Annotated in this window: 17 protein-coding genes; 9 read left to right on the forward strand and 8 right to left on the reverse strand. The window is 74.3% G+C overall.

Annotation, left to right across the window (positions count from 1 at the left end):
• Nucleotides 1–67: 67 nt before the first annotated feature.
• The gene (locus QA634_RS28860) at nt 68–763 is read right to left on the reverse strand and encodes a PRC-barrel domain-containing protein (protein WP_012335385.1); all 696 of its coding nucleotides are present in this window, start codon (nt 761–763) and stop codon (nt 68–70) included.
• Nucleotides 764–1,036: 273 nt separating this feature from the next.
• Here QA634_RS28860 and QA634_RS28865 point away from each other — a divergent pair, with 273 nt between their 5' ends.
• Entirely contained in the window at nt 1,037–1,795 is a 759-nt protein-coding gene (locus QA634_RS28865; protein ID WP_012335386.1) for a ZIP family metal transporter, read from the forward strand.
• Nucleotides 1,796–1,844: 49 nt separating this feature from the next.
• Here the strand turns inward: QA634_RS28865 and QA634_RS28870 are convergent, their stop codons facing one another.
• On the reverse strand, nt 1,845–2,612 hold the full coding sequence (locus tag QA634_RS28870) for a Crp/Fnr family transcriptional regulator (protein WP_063826018.1): 768 nt from the start codon (nt 2,610–2,612) through the stop codon (nt 1,845–1,847).
• A gap of 403 nt (nt 2,613–3,015) precedes the next feature.
• Between QA634_RS28870 and QA634_RS28875 the strand changes: the two genes are divergently transcribed.
• Nucleotides 3,016–3,720 (forward strand): haloacid dehalogenase type II, encoded by a 705-nt coding sequence (locus QA634_RS28875; protein WP_012335388.1) that lies wholly within the window; start codon nt 3,016–3,018, stop codon nt 3,718–3,720.
• A 647-nt stretch (nt 3,721–4,367) separates the two neighbouring features.
• Here the strand turns inward: QA634_RS28875 and QA634_RS28880 are convergent.
• Nucleotides 4,368–6,467 carry a glycosyltransferase gene (locus QA634_RS28880; RefSeq protein ID WP_283026971.1) on the reverse strand — a complete coding sequence of 700 codons (2,100 nt, stop codon included), beginning with the start codon at nt 6,465–6,467 and terminating at the stop codon, nt 4,368–4,370.
• A 259-nt stretch (nt 6,468–6,726) separates the two neighbouring features.
• Here QA634_RS28880 and QA634_RS28885 point away from each other — a divergent pair, with 259 nt between their 5' ends.
• The 3 genes from QA634_RS28885 to QA634_RS28895 all read left to right on the forward strand — a co-directional run bounded on the left by QA634_RS28885 (nt 6,727) and on the right by QA634_RS28895 (nt 10,262).
• The gene (locus tag QA634_RS28885; RefSeq protein ID WP_283026973.1) at nt 6,727–8,229 is read left to right on the forward strand and encodes a hypothetical protein; all 1,503 of its coding nucleotides are present in this window, start codon (nt 6,727–6,729) and stop codon (nt 8,227–8,229) included.
• 325 nt (nt 8,230–8,554) lie between these two features.
• Complete coding sequence (locus QA634_RS28890; protein WP_012335390.1) at nt 8,555–9,352, forward strand: FkbM family methyltransferase; 798 nt, start codon at nt 8,555–8,557, stop codon at nt 9,350–9,352.
• Between the two features lie 583 nt (nt 9,353–9,935).
• A complete protein-coding gene (locus tag QA634_RS28895; protein WP_012335391.1) occupies nt 9,936–10,262 on the forward strand; it encodes a phasin family protein in 327 nt (108 codons plus the stop codon).
• Between the two features lie 212 nt (nt 10,263–10,474).
• Here QA634_RS28895 and QA634_RS28900 read toward each other — a convergent pair whose 3' ends face one another.
• Nucleotides 10,475–11,779 carry a hemolysin family protein gene (locus QA634_RS28900; protein ID WP_012335392.1) on the reverse strand — a complete coding sequence of 435 codons (1,305 nt, stop codon included), beginning with the start codon at nt 11,777–11,779 and terminating at the stop codon, nt 10,475–10,477.
• Nucleotides 11,780–12,022: 243 nt separating this feature from the next.
• Between QA634_RS28900 and QA634_RS28905 the strand changes: the two genes are divergently transcribed.
• Nucleotides 12,023–13,102: an SPL family radical SAM protein gene (locus QA634_RS28905; RefSeq protein ID WP_012335393.1), complete on the forward strand. Its 1,080-nt coding sequence runs from the start codon at nt 12,023–12,025 to the stop codon at nt 13,100–13,102.
• A 35-nt stretch (nt 13,103–13,137) separates the two neighbouring features.
• Here the strand turns inward: QA634_RS28905 and QA634_RS28910 are convergent, their stop codons facing one another.
• A complete protein-coding gene (locus QA634_RS28910; protein ID WP_012335394.1) occupies nt 13,138–14,052 on the reverse strand; it encodes a manganese catalase family protein in 915 nt (304 codons plus the stop codon).
• A 227-nt stretch (nt 14,053–14,279) separates the two neighbouring features.
• Between QA634_RS28910 and QA634_RS28915 the strand changes: the two genes are divergently transcribed.
• The 3 genes from QA634_RS28915 to QA634_RS28925 all read left to right on the forward strand — a co-directional run bounded on the left by QA634_RS28915 (nt 14,280) and on the right by QA634_RS28925 (nt 17,725).
• Complete coding sequence (locus QA634_RS28915; protein ID WP_265576447.1) at nt 14,280–15,806, forward strand: outer membrane protein; 1,527 nt, start codon at nt 14,280–14,282, stop codon at nt 15,804–15,806.
• Between the two features lie 521 nt (nt 15,807–16,327).
• A complete protein-coding gene (locus tag QA634_RS28920; protein WP_012335396.1) occupies nt 16,328–16,849 on the forward strand; it encodes a hypothetical protein in 522 nt (173 codons plus the stop codon).
• 138 nt (nt 16,850–16,987) lie between these two features.
• Nucleotides 16,988–17,725 (forward strand): hypothetical protein, encoded by a 738-nt coding sequence (locus QA634_RS28925; protein ID WP_012335397.1) that lies wholly within the window; start codon nt 16,988–16,990, stop codon nt 17,723–17,725.
• Nucleotides 17,726–17,925: 200 nt separating this feature from the next.
• Here the strand turns inward: QA634_RS28925 and QA634_RS28930 are convergent, their stop codons facing one another.
• The 3 genes from QA634_RS28930 to cyoC are packed head-to-tail and all read right to left on the reverse strand — an operon-like array spanning nt 17,926 to nt 19,735.
• Nucleotides 17,926–18,759 carry an SURF1 family protein gene (locus QA634_RS28930; protein ID WP_265576448.1) on the reverse strand — a complete coding sequence of 278 codons (834 nt, stop codon included), beginning with the start codon at nt 18,757–18,759 and terminating at the stop codon, nt 17,926–17,928.
• Nucleotides 18,690–19,112, reverse strand: a complete 423-nt coding sequence (gene cyoD / locus QA634_RS28935) for a cytochrome o ubiquinol oxidase subunit IV (RefSeq protein ID WP_012335399.1) — start codon at nt 19,110–19,112, stop codon at nt 18,690–18,692. The genes QA634_RS28930 and cyoD overlap by 70 nt, the downstream gene beginning before the upstream one ends.
• Nucleotides 19,109–19,735, reverse strand: coding sequence for a cytochrome o ubiquinol oxidase subunit III (gene cyoC, locus QA634_RS28940; protein WP_012335400.1), 627 nt, complete (start codon nt 19,733–19,735; stop codon nt 19,109–19,111). Before cyoC ends, cyoD begins: the two co-directional genes overlap by 4 nt.
• Between the last annotated feature and the right edge of the window lies 1 nt (nt 19,736).

The raw sequence follows: 19,736 nt of genomic DNA on the forward strand, positions 1-19,736 counted from the left end.
AGAGCGGGCGCCCCGGCAGGATGCCGCGTCGCCCGCTCGGTTCTCCGGCCCGCCGCGGCGAGGGGGCTCAGCCGCTGGTGGCGACGCTGACGGATTGGTCGGCGTTGACCGGGGTGCCGCTGCCCTTGGTCCAGGCCGGCATCGCCTTGATTTGGTCGTCGGTGATCCCGCGGGCGACCAGCCGGTCGCCGTTCATCGACACCTTGTCGAGCGGGACCGCGACCTGCTTCTCGCCGAGACCGAGCACGCCGCCGTGCCCGATCACGATGCTGGCATGCCCGTCGCCGCCGCGCACGACCTGCTCGACGTCGCCGAGCACCTCGCCCTTGGCGTTGTAGAGGTTCATGTCGGTGAGCCGCGAGACCTTGATCGCTCTCGTCCCGGCCGCGTTGGTCGAGCCGGTCTTGTCCGCACCCTTGAGGTCGTTGCTGCCGAGCGTCTCGAAGATCGACATGCCGTGCGGCCCGACCGTCATCAGGACCGGGTCGCCGTCCTTCGACTTGGCCTGGATGACGAAGGATTCCGCCACCACCTTGACGTCGCTGAAGCCGGCATTCTGCAGGTCCTGACGGATCTTGTTGGCCGTCACGAGGCTCGCGTGCTGCTGGCTCCCGGGCTGGCCGGCCTGCGCGGCGGAGGGGCTGGTCTGCGTCTGCGCGCCGTTGCCCTGTGCGAGGGCGGGACCGGCGAGGGCGGGACCGGCGAGGGCGGGACCGGCGAGGGCGACCAGGAGAGCGGTCGCCGCACCTGTGATCTTGGTCATGTGCCTTCCTCAGCTTGGCTTCGTGGGATGAGGCGCCCCGGCCCGCGGCCGCGGCGCCCGCTCCTGCCAGATGGAGGCCGTGATCCGCCCGCGTCAGTCGGGGAAAACCGTGCCCGGCGCCGTGCCTGTCGGGAAATCCCCCGACTTGATCGGCGCGGGATGCAGCCCGACGTCGAGTCGCAGGGGCGCCGAGGCGCGCCGGACCTGCGGATTGCGCCGGACCGGGCCGGTCCCGCCTCCGCTTCGACCTCTCCGATCGGAGGATGATCCGACATGCCCGTCTCGCTTCAGGCCGGCCTGTGGGGCCTGTTCAGCGGCTCGGCCCTGGTGCTCGGGGCCGCCCTCGCGTGGTTCCTGCGCATCCCGCAGCGGCTCATCGCGGCCGTGATGGCGTTCGGATCGGGCGTGCTGATCTCCGCCCTCTCGTTCGAGCTGATGGACGAGGCCTACCGGACCGGCGGCTTCGACGCGACCTCGCTCGGCTTCCTCGGCGGCGCCGCGGTGTACACGGGCGCCAACGTCTACCTCTCCCGCCGGGGCGCCCGGCACCGCAAGCGGTCGGGCGGGACCGAGGACGGCCGGCAGCCCGGGGATGCCGGCAGCGGTCTCGCGATCGCGGTCGGGGCGCTCCTCGACGGCATCCCGGAATCGATCGTCATCGGCGTGACCATGATCGGGGGCGGGGCGGTGAGCTGGGTGGCGGTGGTCGCCATCTTCCTGTCGAACGTGCCCGAGGGCCTCTCCAGCGCGGCGGGCATGCGCCGCGCCGGGCGCTCGGCCCTCTTCGTGTTCGGGCTCTGGACCGGCATCGCGGCGATCTCGGGCCTCGCCTCGCTGGCGGGCTACGCGGTCTTCTCGGGCTTCTCGCCCGCGGTGATCGCCGCCACCGAGGCCGTCGCGGCCGGCGCCATCCTGGCGATGATCTCCGACACGATGATCCCGGAGGCCTTCGCGATCGCGCACGATTACGCGGGCCTGATCACCGTGGCGGGCTTCCTGGCGGCCTTCGTCCTGTCCAAGCTGGGCGGCTGAGGGCCGGGCGGCCTCCCGCGGGGATCCGCCGGCGGCGCGGGGCGCGGCGCTACCGGTCCTCGGCCGCCCGCTCGGCCGCCCGCTCGGCCCCGAGGAGGTTCAGCCGCCTGTACTCCGCGCGCACGAGGCGGTGACACTCGCAGCAATCCGCTTCGAGGGCGGCCCGGTCGCGCAGCGTGATGCAGGCCCGCCTCTGGCTGACGATGCCCTCGCTCTCCAGGCACTCGATCTGCTCGCTGACGCTGGCGCGCCGCACCCCGAGCAGGTCGGCGATCAGCTGGTGGCTGACGCAGACCTCGTCCTCGCCGAGCCAGTCCCGCGCCAGGAGCAGCCAGCGCCGGACGCGGTGCTTCATCGGGTGGCGCGCGTTGCACAGGCTGAGCTGGGCCGACTGGGTCATCAGCGCCTGGATGTAGCTGAGACCGGTCCGGCGCAGGGTGGCGCTCGCCTCCATGAGCCGCGCCGCCTCCTCGGCGCCCAGGCGCAGCGCCGAGCCCGGAACCTGGACCGAGACACGCAGCGTGGCGCGCCGGGTCCCGAGCAGGATGCCGAGCCCGGTCATGCCGAAGCGGCCGACGAGGCCGACCCCGTGCGCACCGTCGGCCTGGGTCCTGGCCTGCACGGAGGCGAGACCCCGCTCGATGAAGTAGACGTGCTGGATCTCCGTCCGCGGCTCCTCCAGCACCTGCTTGCGGCGCAGGGGAACCCGCTGGAGGTGGGGACGGATGAGGGCCCACTCGGCCTCGGGCAGGGCCGCCAGCAGCAGGTTCGGCGTGGTGAGCGCCTCGGGACGCGCCTCTGCCCCCTCGTCAGTCACGCGGCACGCCCACGCGCTCTCTCGCCAGACATCCATCGCGCGAGCATATCCGAACGAAACTCGACGGTCGGTCCCGAGCCGAGGCCCCTCGGCGTCAATGCAGCATCGCCGCCGCGCGGTCGATAAGACATCCTGCGCAGATGATTTTCAACCGACGAGCGGGGTCGGCGCCGTCACGATAGCGAGATGTCGACTCTCTTCCTGGTTCGATCATCCGCCCGATCTGCGTGGGATGCCTCTCTGCTGATCGCGGCGGGATCCGACCGGACGGCCCGCGGCCGCGCCGGCGGCCCCGATCCCGCCGCCGGCCGAGCGATCCGCTCCCCCGCGCGTTGGCAGGGGAGCGGGCCCGTCCGGTCCGCGCAGGGCGGGCGGGATCGCGCGCCGGACAGGAGACGCGCCGATGATGCCCCGGCCCAAGCTGATCGCCTGCGACGTCATCGGCACGCTGGTCTCGCTGGAGCGCATGCGCCCGCTCCTGACCGGCCTCGGCCTGCCGCCGGCGGCCCTGGAGATCTGGTTCGCCTCGGCCCTGCGGGACGCCTTCGCGCTGGCGATCACCGACCGGTTCGCCCCCTTCCGCCTCGTGCTGCGGGGGGAACTCGCCTCCCTGCTCTCCGCGCACGGCCTCCCGGTCCGCATGGAGCGTCTCGACGCCGTCCTCGACGGCATGGCCGAGCTCGATCCCCAGCCGGATGCCGCGGAGGCGCTCGCCCTCCTGACCGAGGCCGGCTTCCGCGTGGCGGCGCTGAGCAACGGGTCGGCCGAGGCGACCGAGCAGCTGCTCCGTCGCGGCGGCCTGCACCGCCACGTCGAGATGGTGCTGTCGATCGACCAGGTGCAGCGCTCGAAGCCCCGGGCCGAGGTCTACCTCTCGGCCGCGCAGGCCGCCGGCGTCGCGCCCGGCGAGGCGGCCCTCGTGGCCGCCCATGCCTGGGACACGCACGGCGCCAAGGTGGCGGGCCTCGGGGCGGCCTTCGTGGCGCGCGGCCAGATCTACCCCCGCGTGCTGGTGCAGCCCGATCTGCAGGGCGAGGCGCTGCGCGACGTGGCGCTCGCCCTGGCCGCGCTGGATCCCGCGCCGGCGGGCGCTCGCGCCGGCGGCTGACGGCCTCCGGCGCGCGGGCAGGTCTCGCGCGAGCCGGCGCGGGAAGCCCGCCCCGGCCCGGGCCGTCACCCGCGCCGGCTCGCGCGAATCCAGGTCGAGCCGCTCGCGGCGGTCGCCGCGCAGCCGTCTCTCGCCCCTTTCCGCACCCCGCGCGGCGATATGATCGAGCCAATCGCCAGTGTCGTGCCGCCGGCCTCGGCTCGGAGGACGACGGCTCTCCTGGGTCAACCCGGTCTTCCGCGGCATCGCCGCGCCGCGATTCCATCGCGGCGACGCGCCCTCGATCGACGCCAGCGCCGGGGCGATGAAGTCCCCGGTATTGCGCCCGAACTCGGTGTCGCGGAACGGCTCCGACATCGTCCGCATCCGATCAGGCCGCGATCGGCCGGGTCCCGTCGAATGGTCGACGGTGCGGCGGTGATTCGCCGTGCCGGGCCCGCGAGATCTCGCGAGGGTTTCGGTCCGGCGAGGATTTCGCCTGCCGCACGATTCGGCACGATATGGAGGGGCACCGGCCCGGCGCCATATGCCCGGCGGATCATGCACCACATGAACGCGAACATGATGCCGGAGGGCATGGCCATGCCGCAGGCCGGGCCGGCCCCGCACTGATCGGGCGGCCGGGCCCGGAGGCCCCCGCTCCCGGATCACGATCCCGGGCCGCGCGCGGACCCCGCCCGGAACGTCCCTTCACCCCGGTGGTCGGCGAGGCCCGCGACCTCCGGCGGGAGCCCGTCGGGCTCCTGCGGGAGCCGGTCGGAGGCGGATCCGTGCGGCCGCCGCGAGCGGGCACCGGCAGCCCTCGCGGCGCCGCGGCCCAGGATCTCGTCGTAGAGCCGCAGCAGGTCGTCGCCCTGGTCGGCCGCACGGCGCAGCGGCGGGCCGGGCGGCGGCGGCGCCTGGAACCGCGCCGGATCCGCGTCGATCGCCCCCAGCACCTCCCGCAGCGGGCCCGGCGTCGAGACGTCGATCACGAACCCGTCCACCCCCGGCCGCACCTCCTCCCCCACCGCGCCCCGGTCGCTCGCCACGACCCACAGACCGAACGCCCGCGCCTCCCGCGACACGAGACCGAAGCTCTCCGGCCACAGCGACGGCACCAGCAGCACGTCAAGCTCCCCGTACAACCCCCCGATCTCCTCCTGCGCCACGGGGCCCACGATCCGCACCGGCGTCGTCCCCCACACCTCCTCGCTCGCGGAGCCCGGCTCCCGCGACAGGTCGACCAGCGTCAGGCCCAGGCACCGGAACGGCGTCGTGCGCAGCACCACCTCAAGCAGCGGCGCCCCCTTGTGCGCCTCCAGACCCCCCACGTGGCCCAGCCGCACCCGCGGACCCCGCCCCGCCCGCCGCGCCGGTACCCGCCCCAGCGACAGACCGTTCGGCACGCTCCGCACCTCCGGGAACCCCGCCGCCCGGTACAGGCCCGCGAAGCTCTCCGACACCGCCAGCACCCGGTCCGCCCCACACAGAAGCCGCCCCAGCCGCCGCCGCCGCAGGAGCTGCGCCCCCGCCCCGTGCGGCGCGTCCGAGGCCGCCTCCAGCAGGTCCGGCGAGGGACGCACCACCTGCCCGTCCCGGTCGAGCAGGAACTGGTGGTCCGAGATCCACCAGCCGTCGTGCACCGTCACCACGTGCCGCAGGCCCCGCGCCTGCGCCGCCTCCACCACCGACCCGCTCAGCCGCTGCACGCAGTGGAAGTGCACCAGGTCCGGGCACAGCCGGTCCAGGAACTCCCCGAACAGCGCCCCCAGCGCCGGGTTGAACGGGCGCCAGTCCATCCCGGGCTCCAGCGGCGTCGACAGCCGCAGCACCGGAACCCCCCGGTAGCCGTCCAGCCGCGCCCGGCCCGCCGGCTGCACCCCCTCGTCGCTCGCCGCCACCGCGAAGGCGTAGCGCTCCCCCGCCGCCGCCAGGAAGTGGTCGAGGTTGTCGCGCACCACCCGCGTCGCCCCGCCGATCGTCTGGGGCGGGAAGAACACGTTCACCAGCAGGATCCGCGGCCGCGCCGCCGCCACGGCGGGCGCCGCCGGCCGCGCCAGCACGGACGCCACCCGCCCCGCCCCCGCCGCCAGCCCGTAATCCCGCCGCGCCTTGCGCCGCGCCGCCAGGCCGATCCGCCGCCGCAGCCCGGCATCCCCCACCAGCCGCTCCAGCGCCGAGGCCCACTCCTCGGGCGTGTCGGCAAACAGCACGTCCTCGCCCTCGACCAGGATCTCCCGGTAGGTGCGCGTCCCGCTCACCACCGAGGGCACCCCGGCCACCGCCGCCTCCAGCCACTTGATCTCGCTCTTGGCGTCCGCCGCCGCGCCGGGGGCGAGCACCGCCAGGTTCACGTCGACCCCCGACAGGATCTCCCAGTAATCCTCCACCTGCGCGGTGAAGCCGAGGCGGCGGATCCGGTCCCGGTGGGCCGCGAAGGCGGGATCGAGGGTGAGGTGGCCGGCGATCAGCAGGCGCAGCTGCGGGTGGCGCTCCAGCAGGCGCAGCAGGGCCGGGCCGGCCAGGGCGTTGAAGTCGCGGTTATGCGCCTTGGTGCCCGAGCCGTAGAACAGCGTCACGGGCGCCTCCGGGCGGGCGGGGGCGGGGTCCGGCCGGTCGAGGAAGGGGGCGTTGCGCTGGTCGAGGCCGTTGCGCAGGACGTGGCAGCGGCCCGTGCGCAGGAGCGGGCGCATGGCCTCGGCGAGAGCCGGGGTGGAGGCGAGGCCCTCGTCGCACTGGGCGAGGGCGAAGCGGAACAGGGGCACGCCGAACTGCAGCCCGACGTAGTCCTCGGGGGAGATCTGGCCCTCGAAGCTGTCGAAGGGGTCGGGGTAGCAGCGCGCGTCGAAGATGAGGTCGTCGACGTCGTAGAAGGTGGGCAGGCCGAGGGCGCGGGCGTAGAGGATGCTGTGGAGGATGTCGGGGAAGGCGGGGAGGCGGTAGAAGAGGGCGGCGCGGGCGGTGTGCAGGGCCTGGCGGAAGGCCCGGGCCTGGTCGGGGGAAGACGCGGACGGTCCATCCGGCGTGCTCGAGCTGGCGGCGGCGCTGCTCGACGCGGTAGTGGACGCACTGGGGCAGGTCGAGGTTGGCCAGGATGGCGACGGTCGGCCGCGGCGAGGGGACGGGCGAGGGGACGGGCGAGGGGACGGGCAAGGGGACGGGCAAGGGGGCGGCGAGGGGGAGGTCGGCGGCGAGCCGGTTCAGGGCCTCGTCCAGGAGGGCGTCGGCCTCGGCGCGGCGGCCCTGGCGGTACTCCGCGCGGGCGGCCTCGCAGGCGGCGTCGAAGGCCCGGCCGAGGATGCCGAGCCCCGCCTCGCGCCAGCGCGCGTCCTTGATCCAGCGCGGCGACGACGCCCGGACCTGCGCGCAGGCGGCCGGCAGATCTCCGGTGGCGGCCAGGCACTCGGCGGCGTGGATGTGGCTCCAGAGGCTCGACCGCGGGTCGGCCGCGGCGGCCGCGTAATCGGCGGCCGCGGCGGCGAGGTCGCCCAGGGCCCGCGCGGCCTCGCCGCGGCCGTGCAGCCGGCGGGCGGTCGGGCCGCCGCGCGCGATCGCCTCGTCGTAGGCCCGGCGGGCGAGCGCGAAGCGCTGGCGCAGCAATTCCCGCATCCCGACGAGGCCGAGGAACGCGGCCTCGTCGGGGCCGGACACCACGTCGAGACGACCCGCCGGGAACCCGAAATCGAGCCAGTGCTCCAGCACCTGCGTGCGCGGCAGGGCGGCGCCCCGGGGCAGCGCGGCCCGGTAGCCCGCGAGATCGAAGCAGCGCGGGAAGACCGTCTCGCCGATCAGGGCGGCGAGGTGGGCGGACTCGTTCGGCGCGAAGCCCCGCTCGATGCCGGTGCACAGCCAGTGCCGATAGAGCGACGCGTCGTCGGGGAGGTCCTCGACCGGGTACACGGCGCGGTAGAAGGCGGGATCGAACATCGCCTCGGCGTGGATCGGGGCCAGGCGCGCGATGCCCTGCTCCACGAAGAGACGAAGTCCCTCCGCCCGCACCCGCGGCGGGGGGCCGATCCAATCGGCATTCAGCTGGACGAACTGGGCGAGGTCGAACCGAAGCAGCCAGGATCCCGGCACCAGGCCGTGCTGCCGCAGGAAGGCCGCGAAGGCATCGGCGGCCTCGGGGTCACCGTCCCGCACCGCGACGCGCGCGAAGGCGTCGGCGTCCGACGCAATGTCGAGGGCGTAGGGCCGCTTCTCCTCGCGTCCGTGCCGCAGGTAATGGGCGATGAACTGCCAGTCCTCCGTGAACCGCGACGCGAGGTCAGGATTGAGATCGCGGTAGAGGCTCGGGCGGAAATCCTTCGGCAGCGGGCCGTGCTCGGCGCTGAGATCGGCCAGATAGCCCTCGACGCTGCTCTGCCGCCCCTCCCGGCGGCCGTGCCGGAGATAATGTTCGAGCAGCTCGCCCCGGCCGGTGAGGTGATGAAGGTCGGGGTAGAGCGTATAGTAAAAATTTTCATCAAAGTCGCTCACCCCGTCCTTCGCCGAAGGACGCCGTATTTTTCCGAGCGCAAGTCGTAAACTGCTGAAAATTCGCCTCATCTGAACGATTTGGAATACTCCAGGCCGGACAGGCATAGCACGACACGGCGGTGAAATACCCGATCGAATGGCGCGCGGTTGTAACTCATGTGAATTTCGGCCGGCCCGCAGGCCGGTGATCATCGCGCCGGCCGCGCGACCGGATGACGTCCCGTGCCCGCGACGGGGACGCGGGGGAGCGGGATGGTCGCTCGCGCCCGTCCCTCCGCCCGTCCCGGTCCGGGCGCGCCGAACCGGCCGGCACCGGCCGGGAGCCGGTCGACGCGTCCGCGCGACCGCCTCGCTCACGCAGAGGAAGACCAGGATGGGCATGACGAAGGTCGATTTCGCCGGAAAGCACTTCTACCTCGATGCGGCGGGCGGCATGGACCTCGTTGGACATCAGGTCAGCGCCGGCGCGTACGAACCGCCGCTTCCGTTCCTGATGATGGCGACGTACCTGCGCAGCGAGGGGATATTCGTCGATGTCGGCGCGAATACCGGGGTCTATTCCGTGATGGCCGGCATCCTGGCGGAGGACCGCACGGTCCTCGCGTTCGAGCCGCTCGCGGCCCTGGTCGCGGTGCTGAGACGCAATCTGGCGGCGAACGGGCTCACCGACCGGGTCACCGTCCACGAGCTCGCCCTCAGCGACGTGTCGGGGGAGGCGACGCTCCACCTCCCCGATCCGAGCCACGGCCTGCTGGAGACGAGCGCGTCCCTGGAGCACGACTTCAAGGCCGTCCACGGGACGGTCCGGGTCGCGGTCAGGACGCTCGACGAACTCGACATCCGCGAGCGGATCGCCGTCATCAAGGTCGATATCGAGGGGCACGAGCACGCCTTCCTCGGCGGCGCGCGCGAGACGATCAGGCGGGATCGGCCCTTCGTCTTCGCCGAAGTGGTCGGGCCCGCCAAGCGGGGGGCCCTGAGGGCCTTCCTGGCGGACGTGAACTACCTCGACTTCAGATTGCGGCCCGACCTGGCGATCCACGATGGCGAGGTCGTGTTCGACGAGCTGGCCTGGAACCACGCCTTCGTCCCGGCCGAGCGCCTGGAGAAGTTCAAGGAGGCCTGCGACTCCTGCGGAGTGGTCATGGTCCGCAGGTTTCGCCTGACATAGGAATATAGTCTCTTCCACGCCCGCCTGGCGCAGGGCCGGCGCCCAAGCCGCCCGTCCCCTGAACGGCCTCGATCGTCCCGGTGCCGCCCACGCCGCTCGCCGGCACCGCGCCGGAGGGGCGCGGGCCGTCGCGGCCCGCCCCGGGGCCGCGTGGGGCGCCGGGCCCCGGGAGGGCGCGCGCCGCGGTCATTCGATTTTCATCTGACCACCATCGGAACTATGCGTTCCTTTTCTGCGCTGCCGCGGCCCAGCATCCGCACCGAGAGCCGCGCGCCGGGAGGCGCCGACAGGACCGGCTCGCGGAGTCCCGAACGACGCGTCCGACAGCCCGGTTTCCCGTCCGGCCGCCCTCGGCCCGGCTCGCTCCGGCGCTCCTCGCCCTCCTGCCCGGCGGCTGCGTCGCGGCCGCGCGGCGAGGGGCCTATGCGGCGCCGCGCGCGGGTGCGCCGCCGTCGCGCGGTCGGCTGGGCGATCGCGCCCGCCAGGGTCGCGGACCGGCCCGAAGCGCACGGTCGGGTTGATCTGGGTCAAGGCCCGGCCCGTCCGCCGTGTCACCACTCACCTGCGAAGACGGGAGGACACCATGGCGAGCGAGACCAACAGGGGCGAGACCTCACGCGCGTTCGGGGCCGGCGATCCCTGGTCCGGCCTGATCCCGGACGCCGCCCTCTGGACGTCGTTCGGCGTCGACCTGCCGTTCCGGCTGAGCGCGGAGATCCTGAGCTTCGCCGCCCGGCGGCTGCAGGCGCAGTCGGAGCACGTCGCGGCGATCGGCCGGTGCAAGTCGCCGGTCGAGGCGCTCAAGCTCCAGCTCGCCTTCGTCACCCGCGCCGTGTCGGAGTATCAGCGCGAGGCGGGGACGCTCTCGCAGGACGTGGCGGATTCCGCGCGCCCGGCCAGGGCGGCCTGAGCGCCGGGGACGCTCCGAACCGATCGTCCGGACATCGGCTCGCCCGGTCGTGTGCCCGGCCCCGTGGCGGCCGCGCGCGCTCGCGGCGTCGCGCATGCGCGCATCCGCCGGGCCGCGGCGGCGCCGCCCTCCGGGATCGCCGTCAGGATCTCGCCGTGCTCCGCGTGCGGGCGGTGGATGCGGGCCCTCCGGTTCGGCCCGTGCGGGGGCGGTCAGGCCAGGTCCGGCTCCGGCTTGGCCGCGGCCTTGGCGGTGGCCAGGACCTTGTCGACGCGCCGCCCGTCCATGTCGACCACCTCGAAGCGCCAGCCGGCCACGTCGATGGCCTCGCCGGCGCGGGGCAGCCGCTGCAGGTGCGCGATGACGAGGCCCGCCACCGTCTCGTAGTCGCGCCGCTCGGGCAGGGGGACGCGCAGCTGCTCGGCCATCTCGTCCACCGGCATGCTCCCGGCCAGCAGCCAGGACCCGTCCTCCCGCCGCACCGCCTCCGGGTCGGGATCGTCCGTGTCGGCCCGGAAGGCGCCCGCGATGGCGTCCAGGATGTCGGCCGGGGTGACCACCCCGTCGAAATGGCCGTACTCGTCGTGCACGAGGGCGATGGGCACCTCGGCTCGGCGCAGGGCCGCGAGGGCGTCGAGGGCGCCGAGCCGGTCGGGCACGACCGGCGCCGCCCGGATATGCGCCCGCAGGTCGAGGGGCCGACCCTGGAGGAGGTCCGGCAGCAGGTCGCGCACCTGGACGATGCCCAGGATCTCGTCCTGGCGGCCCTCCCCGACCGGGAGGCGGGCATGGGACGTGCGCAGGAGGGTGTCGCGGATCGCCGCCTCGCTGTCGGTGAGGTCGAGGCGCGTCACCTCGGTGCGCGGGGTCATCACGCCGCGCACGGTGCGGTCGGCGAGGCGCAGCACGCCCGCGATCATCCGGTGCGCGTCGGTCTCGATCACGCCGGCCGTCTCGGCCTCGGCCACGACGGCGCGGACCTCCTCCTCGGTCACCGCCTCGGGCGGCTCCGCCGCCGCGCCGAACAGCCCGAAGATCAGCCGGGTCGAGGCGTCGAGCAGCCAGACCACCGGGCCGGCGGCGCGCGACACCGCGGCCATCGGGCCGGCGACGAGGCAGGCGATCCGCTCGGGATGGCGCAGGGCGAGGCTCTTCGGCACGAGTTCGCCCACCACCACGGAGAGGTAGGTGATCAGGCCGATCACCACCCCGTAGCCGGCGGGCTGGGCCAGGCCCGGCGACAGGCCGGCCTCCTGCAGGAACTCGGCGAGATGCTGGCCGAGCGCCGCGCCCGAGAAGGCGCCGGCGAGCACGCCGATCAGGGTGATGCCGATCTGCACCGTGGAGAGGAAGCGCCCCGGCTCCTCCGCCAGGGCGAGCGCCGCCCGCGCCCCCGCCCGGCGCTGCTCGGCCATGACCTGCAGCCGCGCCTTGCGGGCCGACACCACGGCGAGTTCCGAGAGGGAGAAGACGCCGTTGAGGAGGATGAGCAGGAGCGCGACGGCGAGTTCGAGCACGGTCCCTCGGGGCGACGGGGGCGGGGCGGCACCTTAGCAGACTTGCACGGGGCCATTCTGCTCGGTCTCCTGGTGTCGCATCAGGTTTCGCCGACGCGGTGCTTCGGTTCGCCGCCGAACCGCTGACCCCTTCGGCACCGACAGGCGGAACGACGCTTTGGTGGGGCGGCGCATCCCGGTCGATCGCCGGGCGCCGCGACCGGGACGCCGGGATCCCGGCCCGCCCGGCCGGCGTTCGCCCGCATGACCATCCGGCTTCCGCCCCGCGCCCGGCTCTGGCGCCCGCAGAGGGTGCTCGTCACGCCCGCCGCCCTCGATCACGCCCACGGCCGCCAGATGGTCGCGCGGCTCGAGGCGCTCGGCCTGCCGGTCGAGCGCCTGCGCGGCAACCGCCTCACCGGCCTCGGCGCGGAGGATCCGCGGCGGGCCTACCGGGAGGCCAAGAACACCCTGGCGGTCGTCGCCGCGCCGCCCTCCAGGCTGGCCCTGCAGCCGATCCCGCCCAGCGCCGATTGGCGCCTCGACCTCGCCGAGGGCTGCCCGGCCCATTGCCAGTACTGCTACCTCGCGGGCTCGCTCCAGGGCCCCCCGGTGACGCGCGCCTACGCCAATCTCGACGAGATCCTGGCCGTCCTGCCGCGCTACGCGGGGGCCGGCGGCGTCACCTCCGCGAGCGAGGCGCGGGCCGCCGAGGGCACGACCTTCGAGGCCTCCTGCTACACCGACCCGCTCGCGATCGAGCACCTGACCGGCTCGCTCTCCGCGACGATCCGGCATTTCGGCGCCTGGGACGCCCCGGTGCAGCTGCGCTTCACCACCAAGTTCGCCGCGGTCGCGCCATTGCTCGGCCTCGCGCATGCGCGGCGCACCCGCATCCGCTTCTCCCTCAACGCCGCGCCGGCGGCGCGCTACGAGGGCGGCACCGATCCGTTGCCGGCCCGCCTCGCCGCGATGCGGGAGGCGGCCCTGGCCGGCTACCCGGTCGGCCTGACCCTCGCGCCGATCCTGCCGCTGCCCGGCTGGCGCGACGCCTACGGCGCGCTCCTCGCCGATATCGGCGCGGCGCTGGCCGGGGTGCCGGACCTCGACCTCACGGCGGAATGCATCACCCACCGCTTCACCCCGGGCTCCAAGACCGTGCTGGAGGGCTGGTATCCGGGCTCCGACCTGCCGATGCGCGAGGAGGAGCGCAGCCGCAAGCTGACCAAGTTCGGGTCGGTGAAGTACGTCCTCCCAAAGCCGCAGATGGCCGAATTGCGCGCCGAGATCGGCGCGCTCCTCGCCGCGCGGCTGCCGCAGGCGCGGCTCCTCTACTGGACCTGACGGGCGCGGCGGGACGAGGGGCCCGCCGCGGCGGATCACCGGCTCTTCTGGTAGAGCTTGCTGGCGATCTCGAAAATCTCCTGCGGCGCGTAATCCGGCGCGAAGGCCCCGTAATTGCCGTCGAGCTCCGGGATCTTGCCGCCCTGCGGCGGTCCGTCGACGATCTCCAGCGGCCCGGGCGGGTCGCCCGGCAGTGCCACCTCGTCGTTCGACCACACCCCCGCCATCTCCGGGTAATCCGGCGAGCCGAACGTGTAGAGGCGCCGGTGGGAGCCCTCCTGCAGGTATTTCTGGCACTCGGGGACGCGGCCGAGATCGATGTTGGGCGTCGGCAGCATCTTCTCGATCTCGACCCCGGTCAGCTTCTTCAGGGCGAGCGCGTAGGCGTGGGCGTGGACGGAGCCGCGCACCAGCAGGTAGCCGCAGACCTCGCGGCCCGTCGGGTCGGACAGCGTCTCGTAGACCCGCAGCTTGTGGAGCCGCGCGCCGCATTCGAGATGGAAGTTGTGCAGGAGGTCGATGATCAGGTTCCCGGTCGTCGTCACCATGTCCATGTTCCAGGACGCGGCGTTGGCGTTCATCGGCATGGCGCCGCCCGCATTCGACAGGAATGAGCCGGCCAGACGCGCGTCCTTCATGTCCTCGAACGGGGCCTTGCTGATATCGACCTGCTCGGTCTGGTCACCGGGGCCGTTGTTGAGCAGGGCGACGCCGGTCGAGACCAGCTCGACATGGCCGAGTTCTTCGGTGAAAATGCTCGACACCAGGCTGTAGAACGGCCTCAGCTTCGATTTGTTGCGGAAATTGAAGCTCTGAAACATGTAGTTTCCGAGCGTCGACATCTCGCCGTACTTGCCGCCGAGCAGCTCCTGCAGGGCGGCGGCGGCGTTCGGATCGGGCCTCTTGGGCTGGGGCAGTTCGGCCTGCAGGCGATCGAGCCTCATGAACATCGTTCGCGTCTCCGGTCGTGCGCGCGTGCGCCGGGGAGAAGCTGACGCTGCGTCGAGATGTTCCTTCGCGCATGCGCTTTTCGGGCACCGCCGATCTCCCGCCCCCGGGATCGTGGCTCCCGGGACGCAGCCGCGGACAAAGATGCCGGCAAATCCCGACGCCTGTTCCCTGCCGGGACGGGGTCGGAGACACTGTCCCGGGAGTTCTCGGTGGGGCGCGACGGGCGATGACGACTTGTATTCGGGTGGCCGCACTGGCCGGCGCAGCGCTCGCCTGCGGGCAGGCGGCCCGCGCCGCCGACCTCGCGCCCCGCCCGGTGCCGCCCGCTCCCGCCATCGCCCTCGACTGGTCCGGCTTCTATCTCGGCGCGCAGACGGGCGGGTTCGCGACCGGCCAGGGCCGGCGCACCTTCGTCAGCGGCGACGGCGGCGGCCTCACCCCGACCGTGTTCGGGGGGCGCGGCGGGCGGACCGGGATCGTCGCCGGGACCGTCGAGGGGCGCACGATCTTCGAGGGCGTCCATGCCGGCTACAACTGGCAGCGGGGCGACCTCGTCGGCGGGGTGGAGGGCGACCTCAGCGCCGCCGGGCCGCTCGACGACGTGCTGGCCAGCCTCCGGGGGCGCGTCGGCGTCGCGACGGGGCGCGCGCTCGTCTACGGCACGGCCGGCCTCGGGATCCTCTCCGCGCCGGGGGGACGGCTCGGCGTCTTCGTCGGCGGCAACGGCGGCAACGGCGGCAATGCCGGGCCGGGGGGCGCGGGCGGCGCGGGCGGCAACGGCTTCGGGACGCTCACAATCTCCCAGCCGGGCGCGACGCGCCTCGGCTTCGCCGGCGGCGCCGGGCTGGAGGTCAGGCTCACCCCGCGGGTCGGGGCGGGGGTCGAGGCCCTCTACTTCCTGTTCGACAAGGGCAGCCCCGGGATCCCGCGCGAGGCGCTCACCCTGCGCGGGCGCCTGACCTACCATTTCGGGGCCGAGGACCCGGCGGAGGGGCCGGGCGCCGCGCCCGCCTTCGGCGCCGCGCCCGCTTGGGGCGCCGCGCCCTCTTGGGGCGCCGCGCCTTCCTGGGCCGGCCTCTATCTCGGGGCGCAGTTCGGCGCCCTCTACAGCCCCTCGGGAACCCGCCTCGCCGCGGCGGCCCTGGCGAACGGCGAGGCCGGCGGGGCCGGTACCCGCGGCATCGACGGCGGCGGCGGGGGCGGCGGCGCCGTGGCCTTCGCGGCCCTGCAGCGGGGCGCCTCGGCGCTCGGCGGGCTGCATCTCGGCGCGAACGCGCAGAGCGCCCGCCTCGTCTACGGCGCCGAGGCCGACATCGATGCCGGCACCGACGCCAACCACCGCGTCCTCGGCAGCCTGCGCGGGCGCCTCGGCTGGGTGCTGGACCGCGACCTCCTGCTCTACGGCACGGCCGGCCTCGGGCTGGCGCGGGACGAGGGGGTTCGGCTGGTCTTCGCCGGCAATGGCGGCCCGGGCGGCAATGGCGGCCCGCTCGTCGCCGGGCCCGGGGGCGCCGGCGGCGCGGGGGGGCAGGCCCTCGCCCTGCGCGCGGCGGACACCCAGGTCGGCTTCGTCGCGGGGGCCGGCCTGCAGGCGCGCCTCACCGACCGTCTGACGGCGGGGGTCGAGGGGCTCTACTACGGTTTCCGGGCGAGCGGCGCCGCGCTCCCCGGCGCGGGCCGCGCCGTCGCGGCCGGGCGGGACAACGACGCCGTCGTGCTGCGCACCCGTCTCTCGTTCAGCCTGCAGCCCTGAGGGCGCGCGCCCGGCCCCGGTGCCGCGTGCGGGCCGGCACACACGGGGCCGCGCGAAGGTCCTACAGCTGTCGGTGCCGACGGTCTCCCGCAGGCGAACCCGGACCGGGTCGAACAGGGGGCAACCTTCGGGTGGACCGCTCACGACGACCAGCACGCAGAAGGATTCGGCCGGCGCAAAGCGCGCCGGTCACGGTGCCCGGCCCCGCCGGGCACTTCCGGATCCTGCTCGGACACAGTACCGACAAGCAGACGCGATCTCTGAACTGAATAAATAAACAGCGTTCAGTCTTCATTCAGTCAGAATAGAGCATGGTTAACACAACAAAGCAGATCATGCAGCCATCTCGGAACTAACCCCATCGCAGTGGGGCGCCGGCGGCAAGAACAGGTCAGCGTCTGGATTGAACGACGGGGCGAGAGCGCTCGTCCCGAATGCTGAAACGCGGCCGAAATCCGGGATTTCGGAGCGCACCCCCTCGATCGGACAACCCATCACACGCGACACGACAGGAGAGCACCATGAAGAAGACGATGATCACCATCATGTCGGCGGTCGGCATGTTCGCGCTCTCGCACCAGGCCTTCGCCTTCGGGCAGGGCGGCAGCGGCGGGGCCGGCGGCGGCGCCTATTACGGCGGCTACGGCGGCATGGGCGGCGGCGGCGGCGACGGCATCCACGGCGGGCGCGGCGGCAATGGCGGGCGCGGCGGCACCGGGGCCTATGGCGGGGCCGGCGGCGGCGGCGGCTGGGGCGGCTCGGGCTCCTACGGCGGGCGCGGCGGCGGTGGCGGGGCCGGCGGCGGCGGCTACTACGGCGGGGCCGGCGGCGGCGGCGGCGGCGGCGGCTCGGGCGCCTACGGGGGCCAGGGCGGCAATGGCGGGCGCGGCGGCATGGGCAGCCATGGCGGCGTCGGCGGCTCGGGCGGCGGCGGCGGCTCGGCCGCGGGCTACGGCAACCGGGGCGGCAGCGGCGGGGCCGGCGGCAACGGCAGCTACGGCGGCGTCGGCGGGGCCGGCGGCCAGGGCGGCAACTCCTACTGAGCCCTGCCGATATCCTCGGTACAGGCCGCGGCGGCGTCGGACGCCGCCGCGGCCGAGCGAATCCGGGTCCGCGAGCGGACGCGATGACCGCCTCGCGGGCCCGATCACGGGCCTCGTCATCGCATGGGAGGCACACCGATGAGGATGATCTCTGCCCTGACCGCGACGCTCGGAGCCGTCGGGCTCGCCGGCCTCCTCGGGGCGGCCGCGCTGGCCCAGGCCGCGCCGGTCTCCTCGCCGCCGCGCGAGCCCGCCGCGACGCCGGCCGGATCGAGCGACGGTGCCGGCCTCCCCGGACTGCCGGGCGGCCGCGGCGGCGCGCCGGGCCGGATCGGCGCGCCGGGCCGGGACGCGGGCGAGCCCGAGCGTCTCGCCCTGCGGCGCTACTGCGCGGCGCTGCTCACCGGGCAGCCGACCGAGGCGCGCTCGCCGCACCGGCCCGAGGAATGCGCCGTGCTGTTCGGCACCGCGGCCGAGCCCGGCCAGCCGGGGCGGGGCGGCAACGGTGCCGGCTTCCCGGGCCTGCCCGGCGGCCGCGGCGGCCAGAGCGGCGCGGTCGCGCCCTCGGACTTGGCGGAGTCGCCGGCGGGATCCTGCCGGGACCTGCTCCCGCCGCCCGAGGAGGGCCTGCCCCCGGGCGAGGGAATGCCGACCGAGTGCCGGGACGACCTCGCCCCGCCCGACGGGAGCGGCTCCCGGCGCGACGGGTCCGCGAGCCGGCGGGCGGGCGCCGACGGGCCGAGCCGCTCGGGCGGGATCGGCGGCCGCGGCGGGGCGGCCGGGGCCGGACCGGGCGGCGGAGCCGGCGGGGCTGGGGGTGCGGGCATCGGCGGCGGCGTCGGCGGGCGCGGCGGGGCGGGCGGCGCGGGCTACTGAGCCCCGTCGCCGAGGGCGTCGCCGGTCCGGCGCAGCGACGTGGCCGGGGTGCCGGCCCCAAGCGGAACCGCCGCACCCGGGTCCGCTCGGGCGACTGATCCCACATCCGCTCGATCCCTTCGGGATGGCGGATGTGGGCGTCGCTCAGGCGCCGCGCGGGCTCGCGATCCGGGATCCGCGTTGATCGACCGGATCCCGGATCAGCTCTCCCGCAGGCCGAGCCGCCGCGGGAGCAGGCCGGGCCGCAGGATGTCGAGGGTCACGGTGAGCGCCCCGGCCGCGGCCATCAGCGCGAGGGTGCCCCAGGTGATCGCGTAGACCAGGTGGTTGTTGGGGAAGGCGATCACCGTCAGCCCGCCGACCGGCAGCCCGGTCTCGCCCGGCGCGCGCGCCGCGTCGACGAAGTAGGGGGCGACCCGCGACAGGCCGCGCGCCGCCGCGATGGCGGCGACGTCCCGGGACACCCAGCGCCCGGCGGCCGGGTCGTTCGCCTGGAGGAAGGCGCCGTGCGGCTCGGAGAGGCGCAGCAGCCCCTCGACCGTGACGGGGCCGGGCGCGAGGGGCCGCCAGCCGGCCGGGTCGCGCCGGTCCGCCGGGACGAAGCCGCGGTTGACGAGGATCACCGTCCCGTCGTCGCGCGCGAGCGGCGCGAGGACCCAGGCGCCGCCGCCGAGCTCCGTCACGGCCTGGACCAGCGTCGCGCGGTCCGGCAGCCACCGGCCCGTCGCGGCGACGCGGCGGTACTCGTCCGAGGCGGCCGTGACCTGCGCCCAGCGCGCCGGACCGGGCGCCGGGACCGGGGGCGCGTGGACCCGTGCCTCCACGCGGGCGATCAGGTCGAGCTTCCAGGCGCGGCGATGGACCTGCCAGGCCGCGAGGGCGACGAGCCCGGCCACGACGAGGAGCGCCGCCGCGTCGAAGGCGAGCAGGGCGGCGATCCGCCGCCCCGTCGGGCGCCGGCCGGTCAGGGCCGCTGCAGCGCCTCGTGCGGCGACATCGGCATCATGTTCTGGTCCATGTGGTACATCACCCATATCGACCCGGCCAGCGTGATCACGACCAGCGTGAGCGTGAAGACCAGCGCCATGAAGGTCCAGCCGCCCTCCGACTTCGTGTTCATGTGCAGGAAGTAGATCATGTGGACCACGATCTGCACCGCCGCGAGCGCCATGATCACGATGCTGGTGACCAGCGTGTCGTCGAGGGTGTTGGCCATCACCAGCCAGAACGGGATGGCGGTGAGGATCACCGACAGCACGAAGCCGGTCACGTAGCCGCGGAAGCTGCCATGCGCCCCCCCGGGATGGTGGGCGCTCCCGTGCGCGCCGTCCCCGGCCCCCGCGTCGTGGGCCTTGCGCGGAAGGTCCGCCTGCGCCACCGCGCTCATCGCATGGCTCCCATCAGGTACACGAAGGTGAAGACGCCGATCCAGACCACGTCGAGGAAGTGCCAGAACATCGACAGGCAGAGGAGCCCGCGCCGGGTCTCGGCGACCAGCCCGTAGCGCCGCAGCTGCGCCAGCAGGGTGAGGAGCCAGACGATGCCGAAGGTCACGTGCAGCCCGTGCGTCCCGACCAGCGTGAAGAAGGCGGACAGGAAGGCGCTGCGCTGGGGCGTGGCGCCCTCGTGGATCAGGTGGCCGAACTCGTAGAGTTCGATCATCAGGAAGCCCGCCCCGAACAGGCCGGTGATGATCAGCCAGCGCCGGGTCATGTCGAGCCGGTCCTTGTCCATCTCCAGCATGGCGAAGCCGTAGGTGATGGAGGACAGCAGCAGCAGGCTGGTGTTCAGCGCGACGAGCCGCAGGTCGAACAGGTCGGCCCCGGACGGGCCCGCCGCGTAGTTGCGGCCCAGCACGCCGAAGGTGGCGAACAGGACCGCGAAGATGAGGCAATCCCCCATCAGGTAGACCCAGAAGCCGAGCAGCGTGCCGCCGTCGCCGTGGGCGTGCTCCTCGGTCTCGTAGAAGACCGGCGCGGTGGCGCCGGGCGGAGCGGTGGTCTCGTGCATG

It is taken from the genome of Methylobacterium sp. CB376 (assembly GCF_029714205.1).
Classification (GTDB): domain Bacteria; phylum Pseudomonadota; class Alphaproteobacteria; order Rhizobiales; family Beijerinckiaceae; genus Methylobacterium.

Bases quoted from the DNA above. Each gene is read 5' to 3' on its own strand.
- QA634_RS28860 (WP_012335385.1), bottom strand. From the start codon at position 763: ATGACCAAGATCACAGGTGCGGCGACCGCTCTCCTGGTCGCCCTCGCC.
- QA634_RS28865 (WP_012335386.1), top strand. From the start codon at position 1,037: ATGCCCGTCTCGCTTCAGGCCGGCCTGTGGGGCCTGTTCAGCGGCTCG.
- QA634_RS28875 (WP_012335388.1), top strand. From the start codon at position 3,016: ATGATGCCCCGGCCCAAGCTGATCGCCTGCGACGTCATCGGCACGCTG.
- QA634_RS28890 (WP_012335390.1), top strand. From the start codon at position 8,555: ATGGGCATGACGAAGGTCGATTTCGCCGGAAAGCACTTCTACCTCGAT.
- QA634_RS28895 (WP_012335391.1), top strand. From the start codon at position 9,936: ATGGCGAGCGAGACCAACAGGGGCGAGACCTCACGCGCGTTCGGGGCC.
- QA634_RS28905 (WP_012335393.1), top strand. From the start codon at position 12,023: ATGACCATCCGGCTTCCGCCCCGCGCCCGGCTCTGGCGCCCGCAGAGG.
- QA634_RS28910 (WP_012335394.1), bottom strand. From the start codon at position 14,052: ATGTTCATGAGGCTCGATCGCCTGCAGGCCGAACTGCCCCAGCCCAAG.
- QA634_RS28915 (WP_265576447.1), top strand. From the start codon at position 14,280: ATGACGACTTGTATTCGGGTGGCCGCACTGGCCGGCGCAGCGCTCGCC.
- QA634_RS28920 (WP_012335396.1), top strand. From the start codon at position 16,328: ATGAAGAAGACGATGATCACCATCATGTCGGCGGTCGGCATGTTCGCG.
- QA634_RS28925 (WP_012335397.1), top strand. From the start codon at position 16,988: ATGAGGATGATCTCTGCCCTGACCGCGACGCTCGGAGCCGTCGGGCTC.
- QA634_RS28930 (WP_265576448.1), bottom strand. From the start codon at position 18,759: ATGGGTGATGTACCACATGGACCAGAACATGATGCCGATGTCGCCGCA.
- cyoD (WP_012335399.1), bottom strand. From the start codon at position 19,112: ATGAGCGCGGTGGCGCAGGCGGACCTTCCGCGCAAGGCCCACGACGCG.
- cyoC (WP_012335400.1), bottom strand. From the start codon at position 19,735: ATGCACGAGACCACCGCTCCGCCCGGCGCCACCGCGCCGGTCTTCTAC.